14 protein-coding genes are annotated in these 15,481 nt (G+C 64.2%); 5 read left to right on the top strand and 9 right to left on the bottom strand.

The genetic code is table 11. From position 1 onward, the window contains the following. Positions 1–16 precede the first annotated feature (16 nt). The gene (locus tag AC1Z3O_RS26430) at positions 17–1,030 is read left to right on the top strand and encodes an AraC family transcriptional regulator (RefSeq protein ID WP_483519028.1); all 1,014 of its coding nucleotides are present in this window, start codon (positions 17–19) and stop codon (positions 1,028–1,030) included. A gap of 1,051 nt (positions 1,031–2,081) precedes the next feature. Here the strand turns inward: AC1Z3O_RS26430 and AC1Z3O_RS26425 are convergent. The 4 genes from AC1Z3O_RS26425 to AC1Z3O_RS26410 all read right to left on the bottom strand — a co-directional run bounded on the left by AC1Z3O_RS26425 (position 2,082) and on the right by AC1Z3O_RS26410 (position 5,354). Then, positions 2,082–2,606, bottom strand: a complete 525-nt coding sequence (locus AC1Z3O_RS26425) for a hypothetical protein (RefSeq protein ID WP_483519026.1) — start codon at positions 2,604–2,606, stop codon at positions 2,082–2,084. Positions 2,607–2,621: 15 nt separating this feature from the next. Further along, entirely contained in the window at positions 2,622–3,167 is a 546-nt protein-coding gene (locus tag AC1Z3O_RS26420) for a hypothetical protein (protein WP_483519024.1), read from the bottom strand. 252 nt (positions 3,168–3,419) lie between these two features. Next, positions 3,420–4,799 carry an ISNCY family transposase gene (locus AC1Z3O_RS26415; protein ID WP_483519022.1) on the bottom strand — a complete coding sequence of 460 codons (1,380 nt, stop codon included), beginning with the start codon at positions 4,797–4,799 and terminating at the stop codon, positions 3,420–3,422. Between the two features lie 396 nt (positions 4,800–5,195). Further along, positions 5,196–5,354, bottom strand: a complete 159-nt coding sequence (locus tag AC1Z3O_RS26410) for a hypothetical protein (RefSeq protein ID WP_483519021.1) — start codon at positions 5,352–5,354, stop codon at positions 5,196–5,198. 534 nt (positions 5,355–5,888) lie between these two features. On the opposite strand from AC1Z3O_RS26410, the gene AC1Z3O_RS26405 reads away from it, so the two are divergent. Next, positions 5,889–6,641 carry an alpha/beta fold hydrolase gene (locus tag AC1Z3O_RS26405; protein ID WP_483522004.1) on the top strand — a complete coding sequence of 251 codons (753 nt, stop codon included), beginning with the start codon at positions 5,889–5,891 and terminating at the stop codon, positions 6,639–6,641. A gap of 63 nt (positions 6,642–6,704) precedes the next feature. Here AC1Z3O_RS26405 and AC1Z3O_RS26400 read toward each other — a convergent pair whose 3' ends face one another. The 5 genes from AC1Z3O_RS26400 to AC1Z3O_RS26380 form a co-directional block, all read right to left on the bottom strand. Next, positions 6,705–7,871 carry an ABC transporter permease gene (locus AC1Z3O_RS26400; RefSeq protein WP_483519019.1) on the bottom strand — a complete coding sequence of 389 codons (1,167 nt, stop codon included), beginning with the start codon at positions 7,869–7,871 and terminating at the stop codon, positions 6,705–6,707. Between the two features lie 16 nt (positions 7,872–7,887). Then, the gene (locus tag AC1Z3O_RS26395; protein WP_483519017.1) at positions 7,888–9,042 is read right to left on the bottom strand and encodes an ABC transporter permease; all 1,155 of its coding nucleotides are present in this window, start codon (positions 9,040–9,042) and stop codon (positions 7,888–7,890) included. A gap of 141 nt (positions 9,043–9,183) precedes the next feature. Continuing rightward, positions 9,184–9,876: an ABC transporter ATP-binding protein gene (locus AC1Z3O_RS26390; RefSeq protein ID WP_483519015.1), complete on the bottom strand. Its 693-nt coding sequence runs from the start codon at positions 9,874–9,876 to the stop codon at positions 9,184–9,186. A gap of 1 nt (position 9,877) precedes the next feature. After that, positions 9,878–11,083 (bottom strand): efflux RND transporter periplasmic adaptor subunit, encoded by a 1,206-nt coding sequence (locus tag AC1Z3O_RS26385; RefSeq protein WP_483519013.1) that lies wholly within the window; start codon positions 11,081–11,083, stop codon positions 9,878–9,880. Positions 11,084–11,381: 298 nt separating this feature from the next. Continuing rightward, on the bottom strand, positions 11,382–12,281 hold the full coding sequence (locus AC1Z3O_RS26380) for a LysR family transcriptional regulator (RefSeq protein ID WP_483519012.1): 900 nt from the start codon (positions 12,279–12,281) through the stop codon (positions 11,382–11,384). Positions 12,282–12,430: 149 nt separating this feature from the next. On the opposite strand from AC1Z3O_RS26380, the gene AC1Z3O_RS26375 reads away from it, so the two are divergent. From AC1Z3O_RS26375 to AC1Z3O_RS26365, 3 genes are read left to right on the top strand one after another with little or no spacing between them, the layout of a single operon-like run. After that, on the top strand, positions 12,431–13,420 hold the full coding sequence (locus tag AC1Z3O_RS26375) for a tripartite tricarboxylate transporter substrate binding protein (protein WP_483519010.1): 990 nt from the start codon (positions 12,431–12,433) through the stop codon (positions 13,418–13,420). A gap of 13 nt (positions 13,421–13,433) precedes the next feature. Further along, positions 13,434–14,207 (top strand): class II aldolase/adducin family protein, encoded by a 774-nt coding sequence (locus tag AC1Z3O_RS26370; protein ID WP_483519008.1) that lies wholly within the window; start codon positions 13,434–13,436, stop codon positions 14,205–14,207. 36 nt (positions 14,208–14,243) lie between these two features. Next, positions 14,244–15,278, top strand: a complete 1,035-nt coding sequence (locus AC1Z3O_RS26365) for a TauD/TfdA family dioxygenase (protein WP_483519006.1) — start codon at positions 14,244–14,246, stop codon at positions 15,276–15,278. Positions 15,279–15,481 lie beyond the last annotated feature (203 nt).

Here is a 15,481-nt window from a genome sequence, read left to right as displayed (position 1 = left end):
TCCAGGGGAAACCACCATGCCGTACCTGTTGCGTAGCGCCAGCCTAACCAACTACGTCGAGGTTGCGCGATCCGTCGGGCTGAATCCCTACCAGCAGCTCAACGATGCGGGCCTTCGCCGCCATGTCTTGCTGGACACCGAAATGATGATCCCGGTTGACGCGGTGAGCAACCTGCTCGAGGCGTCCGCACGTTCGTCGGGATTAGCCGACTTTGGGCTGCGGATGGCGCAGTCACGCCAGCTATCCGACCTGGGCCCGCTGGCCTTTGCGTTGTGGGAGGAGCCCACCTTGCGCAAAGCGGTCGATTCGATGGCCCGGTACCTTCGATTGCACAACGAAGCGCTCGCCATCCACGTTCAGGAATCGGATGGCCTGGTCGTCGTCCGGGCCGAACTGATGGGAGGGATCCCCGGCACGTTTCGTCAGTCCATCGAACTTGTCGTCGGCGTCATCTATCGAACGCTTCATTGCTTCCTCGGCAGACTGGTCGGATCCTCGCTGACGCCGCGCAAGATCTGCTTCACGCATGTCGCTCCGGAAAGCACTACCTCCCATACGCGAGTGTTTGGCATGCCCGTGTCATTCAGCCAGGAGTTCGACGGACTTGTGTATAGGGCTTCCGAACTGGAAATTCCTTTGAAATCGCATGACCCGGTCATGGCGCAGCAGGTTCGACAATACCTCGATACCATGCTGGCCCAGACCACCCACAGCATTCCGGCGAACGTGAGGCGACTCATCTCCAGCATGCTGCCACAGGGAGGCTGCTCCATCGAACGCGTCGCGCAGCAATTGGGCATGGACCGGCGTACGGTACATCGAAAGCTCAGGCGGTCCGGGGAGAGCTATTCGATGATCCTCAATGCCGTGCGAGTGGAGCTTGCCACGCGGTACATCGAGAACTGTGAAAGGCCGCTTTCCGAAGTCGCTGCCCTGGTCGGATTTTCATCGTTGAGCGCGTTCTCGCGATGGTTCAGCAAGCAGTTCGGTTGCAGTGCTTCCGAGAGGCGTGTCGGGCAATCGCAATGAGAAACCAAGTGCCGGTTCACTTCGGGTATCGATCGTTCCTGCGCGATAACGGAACCATGCCAGGCGGCAATCATGCAAGATCCAAGTAAATCCTACAGGGAGCTCCTTCTCAGCTTGACAAAGCTCGAAAAGGAGGTTCGGGCAATGACCCGGCGGGTGCACGGTCAGGCCGTCAAGAAGGCTCGCAGTGGAGATGCAGATTACCTCGTACACGCCTCGGCTCTGATAGACGAGCAGATCGGCCAGGCCGATGCACGCGGAAGGGTCATATGTCTTGCGTCGGCAGCGGAATTCGGGCTGTCGCTGCGCCACCAGGGGGAACGTTGCAGACTGGCGGCAATGCACACCGGATCCGATGCTATACGAGTGCTCTATTGGGCAACAGTTCGTCGCATGCGTGGGCACGGGAGCGGAGCATGCGAGAAAGCCGAATCGGCCAATATTGCGCCAGACGACACGCTTACCCAGATGGGCATCCTTGCGTCTGATGGCTCTGTCAGCGAAGAGCGTGGGGCCGATACAGGATTGCCGAGTTCTGGTCTTTGCAGCCGATGCGAGGACCTCACTGTCGATTCACGCTGCGCCAACGGCCACGGTGCGCTACGCCCAATCTCAGGTAAGTATTTCCACAACTTTGGCGGGGGCGCACTTTCCGAAGCGCGGGCTCATCAATGCAGTGTGTGCAAGACAACCTGGACGCAGTACAAGAACAAATCGGATCCGTTCGCAGCGTGGTCCATTAAGAGACAGTGACCCTTCTAGCTTGAGGCAGGCTTAGGTGCCTCGATTAAAAGGCAATGAAACTTCATCAGGTAGCGAGCCGCTTCCGTGTGCAGCCCAATGCAATCTGCAGCCCCCAGAATACGGGTGCGTGCATTTTGGATGACCGTTGAGGGAAGCATATGGGACGTACAGGGGCGGAAGCCGAACGCCCGCTTATCGGTGCCAAACCAGTCATCCAGACAGATGGGGTCGAATGACTGAGAGGGGTCGGTAGCCGCCTTCCGGCATGGGGCCGCTTGGCGTCCGCTATCGGGCAGCAAGCGGCCAACTAGGGCAGGGGCGTGCCCTTGATCGCCCGCTCCAGGTCCAGCCGGTTGATCAGCCGCTGCCGCTTGACGGCCAGCGATGGGCGGTGCGGCCGCGGCGGCTCGCCCAGCAGCGTGCGCGAAGGGCCAGCCTGGTGCCGGTCGTCGCGCAGCGCCTGCACCTGGGCGGCGATGTCCAGCACGTCGCCGAGCCGCTTGTTCTCCACGATGGCACCCTGGTCGATCGCCGAGAGCCGGTGATAGGTGGTGTAGGGCAGGGAAGCGCCATCGGCCCACAACTCGACGTGCCCGTCCGGGTAGTCGGCCACTTCGATATAGCGATGGCTCAACTGGCGGTGTGCGGGCAGGTCCTCGAGCAGGTACATCACCTTGTCGTACTGCAGCGTGAGGCTGGCCGACACCCTGCGCCACTCGCGCCAGCTGAAGATCCGTTCCAGATCCTCGTCGCCGCGCAGGGGCCGCTGGGCGTCGAAGTCGCCTCCGACGAAAGCCCCTTCCGTCCTTCTTGCTGCGCAAACTGTCTGCATCGACACTCACTACTGTCATTTATAACACTTCTTTTTTGCGACGTTAATGAATTGAACGACCTCAACCAACATCATAAACGGCGCCCCTCCCGCCACCATCCATCCAAACAAAGCGAGCGAGATTCGCGAGCTATTTATCCTAAATATCTGAAACTCGTAACCATTATTCCAGTAATAGAAAATAATTATCGATAAAATGAATATAGCGACTATCATTGAAAGTTGGAGCCAGAACTTTTCTGCACTAACTTCGTATAATCTCGCAATTTCCGCAATCCTGTATATGGAGCTATCTCGTGCCGAGAAATAGACTAGTGGCGACACGAAGAACATAACCGAGAAATATAGCGCGGAGACTTCCGGGAAGGATGATTTTCTGCGGTAGGCATTTATAACTGGCGAGATGCTTCCGCAGAACTCTGAAAAGGCGGCAAGAAGTCGATGTTCCGATAGGATGTTGGTTGGAGTCGCCAAGGCAAGCAATGCGCTTATGGCAATGACAATGCAACTTGCGCGGTGCGACAAGAATGCAATAGCAAACGATGACAATTTTCCTTCCATGGGTCAGTGCTCGCGAAGAGATCGGTGATTAAATCATGCTAGGAGTTGATGACCCAGGGATTAAAAGACGATCGTTTGTTTACGTAGGCTTGGTCAACCGAAATTTTTCCAGTTGGAAGGGGAAGTCGAACTGCTCCAAAGACCTGCTGCGGTGCCGTCCGCGGGGAGCGCACCGGAGTACCCATATAGAGTCGGTAGCCGCCCTCCGGCATGGGGCCGCCCAGCGCCCGCTATCGGGCGGCAAGCGGCCAACTAGGGCAGGGGCGTGCCCTTGATCGCCCGCTCGAGGTCCAGCCGGTTGATCAGCCGCTGCCGCTTGACGGCCAGCGATGGGTGGTGCGGCCGCGGCGGCTCGCCCAGCAGCGTGCGCGAGGGGCCGGCCTGGTGCCGGTCGTCGCGCAAGGCCTGCACCTGGGCGGCGATGTCCAGCACGTGGCCGAGCCGCTTGTTCTCCACCACGGCGCCCTGGTCGATCTCGGAGAGCCGGTGATAGGTGGTGTAGGGCAGGGAGGCGCCATCGGCCCACAGTTCCACGTGGCCGTCCGGATAGTCGGCTACTTCGATGTAGCGGTGGATCAGTTGCCGGTGCGCCGGCAGGTCCTCCAGGAGGTACATCACCTTGTCGTACTGCAACGTGAGGCTGGCTGACACCTTGCGCCACTCGCGCCAGCTGAAGATCCGCTCCAGGTCCTCGTCGCCGCGCAGCGGCCGGTGCGCGTTGAAGTCGCTCTTCGGCGCCTTGGCAAAGCGGGAATTGAAGTCCGCGATAAAGGCGGGCGCGTAGGCATTGGCCGCGTCCATCGAGCTGATGCCGCGCAGCCGCAGCTCCTTGACCAGGCGGTCCTGTAGCGTGCCGTTCATCCGCTCGACGCGGCCCTTGGCGGGGCTGGAGTTGGCGCACAGGATGTCGATGTTCAGCTCGTACAGCGCGCGCCCGAATTGCGTGTAGCCACAGCCTTCGGCATTGGCCTTGGCGCTCACGCGGAACACGCTGAACTTGTCCGAATAGAAGGTCAGCGGCTTGCCGTGGCGCTCGATGTAGGCACGCGTGGCGGCGAAATAGGCGGGCGTCGATTCGGTCGGCACGAACAGCAGCTGCATCAGCCGGCCGGTGGCATCGTCGACATAGACCAGCAGCGTGCAGGCTGGCGCACGGTCCTCGAACCAGTGGTGGTCGCTGCCGTCGATCTGTACCAGCTCGCCGAGGCAGGCGCGCCGGTTCCTCGGCTGGTGGACCTTGGGCGGGCGCTGCCGGCGCGGCACCCAGAAGCCGGCGTCGATCATGATCCGGCGCACCGTCTCGACGGCCAGGTCGATGCCATGACGCTCGCGCAGCTTCTCGGCGGTCAGCGTCGGGCCAAAGTCCGCGTAGCTGTCGCGGATCAGGCCGCGCACGCGCGCCTCCAGGCCGGGCGGCAACTGCCGGTTGCCCGGCGCGCCGAGGCGGCGATTCTGCAATCCCGCGGCGCCATCTGCCTGATAGCGGCGCAGCAGCCGCAACGTCTGGCGCGTGGTCAGTCCTAGTCGCGCGGCCGCGATCCCGGCCTTGAGGTGACCATCGGCCAGGGCTTGCAGCACCTTGAGCCGGTCCAGCTGGCGCATCGTCATGGTGATCGTGTCCGGGCGGCGCATGGCGGCATCCTGGCGGTGGGCGGCCGTACAGGTTACGCTCACGCAACTCGGACATTTGAATCTGGCTATATCCGGACATTAGCAGCTGGCCGTAACAGAAAGATTGCGCATAATTAGTGTTATGTTAAATCATCGAAAGGCGGTCCAGGCGACCAAGCTGTCCAGTTCGATGCCTCGCCGATCGCCCGTGAGCACGCAGCACGCAGCACGGCCGATAGTCGGGACCGATGCAACCGTCGACGAATGCCCTGACCGTCCTGAGGGTCCTGAGGGCTCGCTGTCGGCCGGCTTACCCGGCTGCCTGAAATTCAGTCCGACGCGATTCTATCCATGCGCCCAAAAAGACTAAGGCGTCTCGGGGCACCACCTCGCCGCGACGCATGAGGCGTCACGCAATCAATGAAGCAGGCTACGCAGCGCACCGGTGGCAAATTGCACCAGTTGCGCCACCAGATCGAGAATGCTGAAGTCCATGTTCATTACTTTGGCTCCCGCATAAATCATCCCGCCCACAGCGGCCAGCACTGTCAAGCCGAACTTCAGATCATCATTCACAGTGCCTCCTGGTAGGTGCGCAGAATACTCGGTCCGCGATATGGGCCGCATTCAGGAATGCACCGCAGAAGAATCCCGGCCCGTCCCTCTTTCATGTAAGGCGTTTTTCGTCGGGCAGTATGTGCGGCTTCGCTCGTAGTCAGCCACGTTTGACCGCCCCTGGCGTTTTGGGGTTGACGGTGCCGCCCAGAACATGCGTTACAGCAGTTCGAAATCAACTTGGCCTAAGCTGATTTCGAAGATCGGCATATCCAAATCGGCATATCCTTTCCCTTCTGGGAAGCCATGGCGAGATACGCAAGAATTGTAGTGAGGAGTACGAGCTGAGCGGCAGCCTTCCGCCCGGCGTGCCGGGCTCGACGTGGTCTAGCTTGGCAGGCGCCCAAGGCACCGGCCAGCAGCACAGTACCGGCTTACAGCGAGCGCCGAACTTGCCAGTCCAACGCGTCACGCAGATCCGGGCGTGCAAGAGGACTCATCAGCCTGGCTGCCTTATTCGGTTTCGGTGAGTCGCGAGTTGTTGCTGATCAGGTCATTGCTACCCGACTCGCTCTTGCAGCTGTTGATAGGTGCATCAACATTGAAGATGCATCCGCCCCTATCAAGAACATCGTCCTGGTTCACGGCTTCTTTGCGGACGGTTCCGGCTGGCAACCCGTGGCGAAGATCCTGACGCGCCATCGTTACAAGGTTTCCGTAGTGCAGCAACCGGAAACCTCGTTCGAAGATGACGTGAAGGCAACCACCCGCGTGATCGAAGCACAGGATGGGCCGTCCATTCTCGTCGGCCACAGCTATGGCGGCGCCGTGATTACCGAGGCGGGCAACCACGACAAGGTCGCCGGGCTTGTCTATGTCGCGGCATTCCAGCCTGATACCGGAGAAAGCCCCCTGGATCTGGCGAAGAAGATGCCACCCGCGACCAAGGCCATCAAGTCGACCCAGGACGGCTACCTGTACTTCGATGAAGCCATGTTTCACACCGACTTTGCTGCAGACGTGCCAGCCGCACAAGCCAGTTTCATGGCGATCTCCCAGGTGACACCGGCCGCGAAGGCGTTTGGCGTCCCGATCTCGAAGGCCGCGTGGAGAACGAAGCCTAGCTGGGCAGTCGTTGCGACAGCCGACCGCGCCATCAACCCCGACCTGGAACGCTTCATGACCAAGCGGGCGGAAAGCAAGACGATCGAGATCAAGAACTCCAGCCACGTCGCCTACATCTCGCATCCAGCCGAAGTCGCGAAGCTGATCGAGCAGGCTGCGACGCAGTCCGGCAAGTCGCAATAAGTCATATGCGGCGGGCAACGTTGCCCGCCGCTTGCCCACGAAGAGGATCCCACAGCCCTCCCCTCAGCGCGCCCGCAGCGCATCGACGATGTTCATGCGGGCCGCGCGCAATGCCGGCAGGAAGCCGCCCACCAGCCCCATCGCCATCGCGAATGCAAGCGTCTTGGCTACGATGGCGGGCGTCAGGGTGAAGCGGAACGACAGGTCGGCGAAGGTCTGGAAGTTGGTGGTGGAAAAGGAGGCGAATTCCATCAGCGTGGCGCAGGCCAGCCCTGCGATGCCGCCGACGAGGCCGAGCAGCAGCGCCTCGAGCAGGAAGGCCACGAGCACGTTGTTGCGCTGGAAGCCGAGCGCGCGCAGCGTGCCGATCTCGGCCACGCGGTTGGCGACCGAGGCGTACATGGTGATCATGGCGCCGATCATCGCGGCGATGGAGAAGATCGTCGACAGGGTCAGGCCCAGGATGTTGATGAAGGTGGACAGCGCCTTGGACTGGTCGCCGTAGAAGGCCTGCTCGCGCTTGGCCTCGTCGGCCAGGCGCGGATCGACGTCAATGTCGGCCTTGAAGCGCTCGAGCCGGGCCGGCTCGGCCACGCGCACCACCATCGACGAATAGCTGGTGCGGCGGAAGGACTGCATGAGTTGGTCGACGTCGCCCCAGATCTCCGAGTCGAAGCCGCTGCCGCCCGCGTCGAAGTGCCCGACCACGGTCCAGTCGCGCTGGGCGAAGCGCAGGTGCTCGCCCACCCGCACGCCGGCAAAGCCCTTGGCAATGCCGCTGCCGACGATGATCTCGGACGAGCCGGGCCGGAACATCCGCCCCGCCACCAGCCGAAGCTGCGGGCGCAGCGCCGCGCCCATCGGCGAGACGCCGCGGATCACCACGTTAGACGGCTTGCCCGAGGCGGCCTTGACCAGGGAGATCAGCACCACCGCCTCGCGCGAGGCCAGTGGCCGCCCGCTGCCGTCCATCGCCACCGAGGGGTGCATCTCCAGGATGCCCGCCTGCTCGCGGCTGATGGCGCTCTGCACCTCCGTCTCCGCGCCCTTGCGGATCACCACCACATTGTCGTGCTCACCGGTGGTCACCAGGGTCTGCTTCAGTCCGGCATCCAGCATCAGCATGGTGGCGAAGACGAACACCACCAGCGCCATGCCGCCGGCGGTCAGCGCCGTGGTCACCCAGCGCGCCCACAGGTTGCGCGCGATGTAGGTGAGCGGAATCGCCAAGCGCGCCTCCGATCCGTCAGCCGATGGCCCGCAGGCCTTCCACGATGCGCACGCGCGCCGCCTGCACAGCCGGCACGATGGCCGCGGCCAGCGCCACCGCGAGCGCGCAGGCCGCCTGCATCCCCTGCGTCTGGTGCGACACGATGAAGACGGGAAAGACGCCGCCCACCGCCTGCTTGAAGCCGGCCGCGACCGGCGGCGTGGCGAGCATGCCGATGCCGCCGCCCAGCAGGCAGATGAAAAGCGACTCGCCGAACAGCAGCAGCGCGAGAAAGCCCGGCCCGAAGCCCAGGGCCTTGAGCGTCGCGTATTCGACCGTGCGCTCGCGCGCGCTCATCGCCATTGCGTTGGCCATCACCGCCATCACGATGACGATGACCACGTAGGAGACCAGGCGGATAGCGGCGATGATCTGGTTCGACATCGCCACGAAGCCGAGCTGGAAGGCCTGCTCGGTCTCGGTCAGCGTCTCGGCCAGCGAGTTGCGGAAGACGCCGTCGACGCCGCGCGAGACCGCCGCGGCGTCGTCCGGATCGGCGATGCCGATCACGTAGACGCCCACCTGGTCCGCCTGCCGCGGCGAGCGCTGGCGCACGGTCTCGTTCAGGTACTCCCAGTGGAACACGAGCTGGCGCGTGATGGTGCTCTCCTCGCGCCCATCCATGATGCCGCGCACGACGAACTCCCAGGTGCCCGGATAGATGGTGCCCTTGATCGGAATCACGTCGCCGACCTTGAAGCCGTACAGGTCCGCCAGTTGGCGGCCGACCAGGCAGCCCTTGCGGTCGCGCCGATAGTCCGCGCGTTGCTGCTCGGGCACGATGAACTCGGGGTAGAGATCCAGATAGTTGTCCGATACCGCGAACTGCGCGAAGAAGTTCTTCGGGTCGCGGTAGACACCGCCGAACCAGTTGGAACGGGCCACCATGGTCACGCCGTCCACGCCCTTGATCCGGCTCTCGTAGGCCAACGGCAGCGGAAATACCAGCGAGATCGCGTTGCGCGTCACCAAGCGCGCGTTGGAGGCCGCGGCGGCGCCTGCGTACCAGGCATCCACCACGGTCTGCAGCAGGCCGAAGGCAAGCACCGCCACGACCAGGCCCAGCACCGTCAGACAGGTGCGCAGCCGGTGTCGCATGGCGTTACGGGCGATCAGCTTGAGCACGTACATGGTGAGAGGGTGTAGCAATGGGGTGAGGGTTGGGGGCCGGTATTCGCCAGAACAACAGCATTCAGTTCGCGCAAGTGCCCGCCCCCAGCGCTGGCAGGCAAGCCCCCTGCCCCGGCACCCGGCCTCGACGCCCGAGAATGCTCAGCCCTGCTCGCCATGGCTCAGCTCCCCCTTCTCCAGATGCACGAGCGACCTCGCCGCGGCCGCAGCATGCGCATCGTGCGTGACCATGACGATGGTCTTGCCGAGCGAAGAGTTCAGCCGCTGCAGCATGGCGAGGATTTCCGCCGCGGAGTTGCGGTCCAGGTCGCCGGTCGGTTCGTCGGCCACGATCAGCATCGGGTCGGTGATCAGCGCGCGGGCGATGGCCACGCGCTGCTGCTGGCCGCCGGACAGCTCGGACGGATAGTGGCTCACGCGGTCGGCCAGGTTCACCATCTTCAGCACCAGCGCGACTCTTTCGCGGCGCTCGGCGCGCGACAGCCGCGTCAGCATCAGCGGCAGTTCCACGTTCTCGAAGGCGGTCAGCACCGGCATCAGGTTGTAGAACTGGAAGATGAAACCGACATTGGCCGCGCGCCAGTCGGCCAGCGCGCTCTCGGGCAGCTGCGAAATATCGACCCCGGCCACGCGCAGCTCGCCGCTGTCCGGCCGGTCGATGCCGGCGATCAGGTTCAGCAAGGTGCTCTTGCCCGAGCCGGACGGGCCCATCAGCGCGATGAAGTCGCCCTCGGCAATGTCCAGCGTGATGTCCGACAGCACCGGAACGGTCTGCGCGCCGCGCCGGTAGGACTTGGCGACATGGCTGATGCGGACGAGCGGCGCGGCTTCCATGCTATTTCTTCGCCACGCTGACCTTGTCGCCGTCGCGCAGCTTGGCACCCGGGGCCAGCACCAGCGTGACGCCCGCCGCCACCCCGCTCACCGCCACCAGCTCACCGACCCGTTCGCCGGTACTGACCGGCATCTCGCGCGCCTTGCCGTCCTTCACAGCGAAGACCACCGCCCTGCCCTCGCGCGTGGCCACGGCGGCCGGCTGCACCGCGACCACGGGCTTGCGGTCTGCCTGTGACACCGGCCTGGACAGGAAGGCGATCTTGGCGCTCATGTCCGGCAGCACGCGGGCGTCGCGGTCGACGAAGCGCACCTTGACCAGCACTGTCGCCTTGGCACGGTCCACAGTCGGCACGATGCGCGATACCTGGCCGGCCAGCCTCAGCTCGGGCAGCGCGTCGAGCTGCAGCAGGCAGGGCTGGTCGACGCGGATCCTGGCGATATTCGATTCCGCCACGTCCGCCTCCACCTCCAGCGTCTCCATGTCGGCGATGGTCACGATGGCGCCCTTGGTGTCGGCCGCCGCCGAGAACGGCGTGATGTTGTCGCCGACATTGGCATGCTTGATCAACACCACGCCATCGAAGGGCGCGCGGACCACGGTCTGGTCGACGGCCACCTGGGCGGCGCGCGCATTGGCCTGCGCCGCGACGATGGCTGCCTGCGAGTTGCTGACCGATGCCTCGGCCTTCTTGTAGCGCGCCAGGGCGGCATCGTACTCCGACACCGAGATGGCCTTAGGCCCGATCAGCACCTCGGAGCGGCGCAGGTTCACCTCGGCATCCCGCAATTCCGCCTGCTGCAGTGCAAGATTGGCCTGCGCCACATGGACCTGGGCACTTGCCTGGGCCAGCGTCGCCTCGACGTCCCGGCTCTCGATACGGGCAATCACCTCGCCCTCTTTGACTCGCGAGCCTTCCAGCACGCCCAGCCATTCCAACCGCCCCTGCGCCTTGGAGGCGACCGCCGCCTTGCGCTGGGGCACGACATAGCCGGTGGCGTTGAGCAGCGTGTAGTTCTGCGAGGGGTAGGCGGTGGTCACGGTGGCCGTCTCGACCACGGGCGCGCGCGTTACCCAGGCGGCGACGCCCAGGGCCACGACAACGGCGGCGGCGACTATCGCGTAGCGCAGCCAGCCACGCCGCCGCGACACCACCGCGGCCGGGCCACGGTCGATTTTCAGCCTTGCAAGATCGTGATCAGCCAATTTCGGACCTTCCTGCGACGGGCGCCTTCCCGCGCGGCGCGGGAAACGGCGCCGCGGCGGACGGTCCCAGTATAGCGCCGTGCCTGGGCGCCTCGACCGTGGTGACGTGGCAGGCAGCGGGCACCGCCGGCGGCGTCACGTCCTTCACGCTGATCGCCGTCCGGCCCACAAACCCCTTACTCTTTTCCAAGCGGGTATGCCCAGCAGGCCCATCAATCCTTTGCCGGCGCGGCCGCGCCGCCGGCCGGCGCCATGCCGCTCGACCCGGCTTGATCCCGCAGCGCCGACGCCACGGATTTCAGACTCCCGTCTCCGCGCACCACTCCACCATGGCATCCCGAAAATCCTGCGCCAGCGGGGACAGGTAGCCCGCGCTGCGCCAGCACACGGCCAACTCATGCTGCCACGTCATGCCAGGCCCGTCGAGCGCGGCGAGACCGTGGCCGTCGGCCTGCTTGAGAAAGCGCGATGGCAGCAGCCCCAGCAGGTCGGAGTGCCGCAGCAGCTCGCCGAAGGCGGTGGGCGACGTCGTGCTTTCCACGGCCACGAGGGGCGGCGGCAGTCCGAGGGACTGGAATCGCTCATCGAATGCCTGCCGGAGATAGAGCGAGCTTGCCGGCAACGCCCAGCGCTCGTGGGCTAGGTCCGCCAGTCGTCGCAGCTTGTTGCGGCGCGGATGATCGACCCGGGTGACGATGTGTAGCGTGACCAGGCCGAGTGAGATCCACGAAATGCCGGGCGGCACGTCGACGGGCGTGGCACCGCACACCAGGTCGACTTCTCCGCTTTGCAACGCCCCCATGAGATGAGGGCTCAGGTGGGTTTCTATCGAAAAAGCAGCCAGCGGACGGCTGACGAAGAACCGGGCCAGCAACGGCGACAGCAGACTGGGGATGAGGTAGGGAAGCGTTGCCAGCCGTACCTTGCCGGCGCGCGCCAGGCGTTGGTCATTCAGTTCGCGCTCCATGTCGTCCAGGGCCAGCGTGACCTTGCGCGCGTGCGCGGCGAGTGTGGCGCCGGACGGCGTCAGGGCAACCCCGCGCGCGGTGCGCTCGAACAGGATCATTCCCGATTCCTCCTCAAGCCGCGCCAGTACCTTGGACAGCGCCGATTGCGAGACACCGCATGCCGCGGCGGCCTGGTGGAGGCTGCGATGGTCGGTCACGGTGAGGAAAAGCCTGAGGTCTTCGGTGCGCATGCCGTGTCCAGTGTCCTAATGGCATCGATTGTACGGTGAGTCCAATGAGGAATCACTATTTGAATAACCGGAATCGGTCAACCGCCGGACCGCCCATAGACTTGCTTCCACCCGGCAACAGACCGGGTCCGAACATCCAGGAGACACCCATGCCCCGTCAACCACGCCAGCGCCGTCGCGCGCTGCTAGCTTTCCTGCCCGCCGCTCTCGCCGCCGCAGCGCTCAACCTGTCGCCGGCGGCCCACGCCGACACGTATCCGGGCAAGCCGATCACGATGATCCTGCCGTTCACCGCCGGAGGCCCAACCGATACGCAGATCCGCGCCCTGTCTCACGCCGCCGCGCGGGTGCTGGGACAACCCATCGTGGTGGAAAACCGCCCCGGGGTGAGCGGCACGCTCGGCCCGAGCACCATGGCGCGCACCGCCGCCCGTGACGGCTACACGCTGGCGATGATCACGCCCGCGCTTTTCCGCCTGCCTCACCTGCAGCCGGTGTCGTACGACGCCATGAACGACTTCACCTACATCGTTGGCCTCACCAGCTATGTGCAGGGCGTTTCCGTGGCGGCGGATTCGCGCTGGAAGACGTTGGGTCAACTCATCGACTACGCCAGGGCCAATCCGGGCAAGGTCAGCGTGGCCTCGGTCGGCACCGGCTCGCTGGGCCAGATCACCGTGGCACGGCTGTCGCGTGCGGCCGGCATCAAGTTGAATTTCGTGCCGTTCAAGGGCGGCTCGGAAGCTACCGTGGCGCTCTTGGGCGGCCATGTCGACGCCATGATCGAGGCCGGCTGGGGCGCCATGGCCGAGTCCGGCAAGCTGCGCCTGCTCGCGGTGGCCGAGCCGCAACGGCTCCAGCGCTGGCGCAACGTACCGACCCTGCGCGAGCTGGGCTACGACATCACTGTGGAATCGGAAATCGGCATCGCCGGCCCGCGCGGGCTGGATCCCAAGGTCGTGGCCGTACTGCAGGAGGCCTTCCGTACCGCCAGCGCCGACCCGGCCTACCAGCGCGCGCTGGACCTGGAGTCCATGCCGAACCGCTTCATGGGCACCGCCGCGTATCAGAAGTACGCGGCGGAGCAATTTGCGAGCGACAAGCGCAACATCGCCGAGTTGAACCTGAACCTGAACTGACGGGAGCTAGCTCATGACAGCAATCCAAGGCGCTGGCACCAGCTCGCGTCATCCATCGATCTCCGACGCCGAATGGGAAACCCGTGTGGAACTGGCGGCGCTGTACCGCGCCGTCCATCTCTACGGCATGACCGACCTGATCTACAACCACATTACCGCACGCGTGCCGGGCGAGCCGGAACATATCCTGATCAACCCCTACGGGCTGCTGTACAAGGAAGTCACGGCATCCAGCCTCTACAAGATCCACCTGAACGGCGAGATTCTGTATCGCCCGGAAGACGACTTCGGCCTGAATCCCGCCGCTTACGTGATCCATACCGCCGTCCATGCCGCACGGCACGACGCCACCTGCGTGCTGCACACCCACACCCGTGCCTCGTCCGCGGTGTCCGCCATGCGTTGTGGCCTGCTGCCGATCTCGCAGCATTCCCACATGTTCTACGGCCAGGTGGCCTATCACGACTTTTCCGGACCCGTGGTGGATCTTGCCCAGCAGGAGGGGCTTGTCAGGGATCTCGGCAACCTCAACGCCATGATCCTGCGCAATCACGGGCTGCTGGTGTGCGGCGCGACCATCGCCGAAGCGTTCTTCAACATCTACTGGCTGGAATGTGCCTGCCGCATCCAGGTCGATGCCTTGGCCGCCGGCGACGTGATCCTCCCAAGTGAAGCCTCGCTGGAAGCCAGCCGGCAGGCCTTCGGGCGGATCGCCGTCCGGGGCCGGCGCGAATGGGCTGCGGTGCGCCGCGAATTGGACCGGATAGACCCGTCGTATCGAAACTGAAGTTCCCCTTCCCCCAACAAATACGAGGAGACAACGATGACTCAAGCCGCCCAGTCGGACGTATCGCCCATCACCATCGACGTGCCCGCGCTAGGCGTCGACGTGCAATGCCACGAACTTGCACCTGCCCGCCCCCCGCTGTTCATCGAACCGCGCGGAGCGGCCCTGCAAGATCGCGCACGCTTTCGCGCCTGGCTCAGAGAGGTGCGCTCCGTTCTCGATGATCTTGTCGTCGCACATGGCGGCATTGTCTTGCGCGGCTTCCCGATCGCTGACACGGCCGATTTCGCCGATTTCATCGAAGGCTTTCCACCGTTCCTGGGCGGCTATGCGGGCGGCCGCGCGCCTCGCGCGACGGTCAGCGGCAGGGTCATGGAAGCCACGCGCCTGTCCTCTTCCGTGCGACTCGCGCTGCATTCAGAAATGGCCTATCGTCGGGACTACCCCGGGCGCGTGGCCTTCTTCTCGCGCAAGACTGCCGCTGTGGGCGGCGAAACGCTGATCGGCGATGTCCGGCATCTGGTCGACGAGATGGATCCCACGCTGGTGCGAAAGATCGAGACGCTCGGTACCCGCACTGCGATCAATTTCGGCCCGTTGGCGACCGACCAGAGCGCATCCTATGGTCATATGGACCAGCGTGGCTGGAACCACTCCTTCGAGACCGATGATCCTGCGAAGGTCGAGACGCTTTGCGCCGAGCGCGGCCTGCAACCCCTCTGGAACGCTGACGGCAGCCTGACCGTGCTGAACGTTCTCGATCCCTTTGTCCGCCATCCGCGGACGGGCAAGAAGCTCTATCGGTCGATTCTCCATATGAAGCCGCAGGCCGAGCAAGGTCTCGATATCGAGATCAGCAAGACAAAGAAATACCCCACGGGAGCAACGCTGGGAGACGGCAATCGCCTGACTGCCGAGGAAATGGCGCATATCGACGCGCTATGCGACAAGGTGACCTATGCATGGCCGTGGCGCGACGGCGACGTGATGGTGCTTGACAACCTGCAGGTCTGGCATGGGCGCAATCCGTACCAAGGAGAGCGCGACGTGCAGGTGGCGCTGCTTGCCTGAAAGGGCCCTGGTGTGCTTGCCTGGAACATGCCCGAATGGACCTCATAGGTCGGAAATGCTCTGGGAGCGAAGACTGACCTGAATATCGTCAGAGGCCGTTTCCAGGGCTGGCCGGCCACCGAAAGGTTGAGACCAGCTGACTCAACCGGCCGGGCTCGGACACCGCACGGACGGCAGCGGGCAGTGCCGTCATGCCATAGCGC

The organism is Cupriavidus sp. 09_S30, from assembly GCF_056930435.1.
This window is presented reverse-complemented; position numbering and strand designations above follow the sequence as displayed.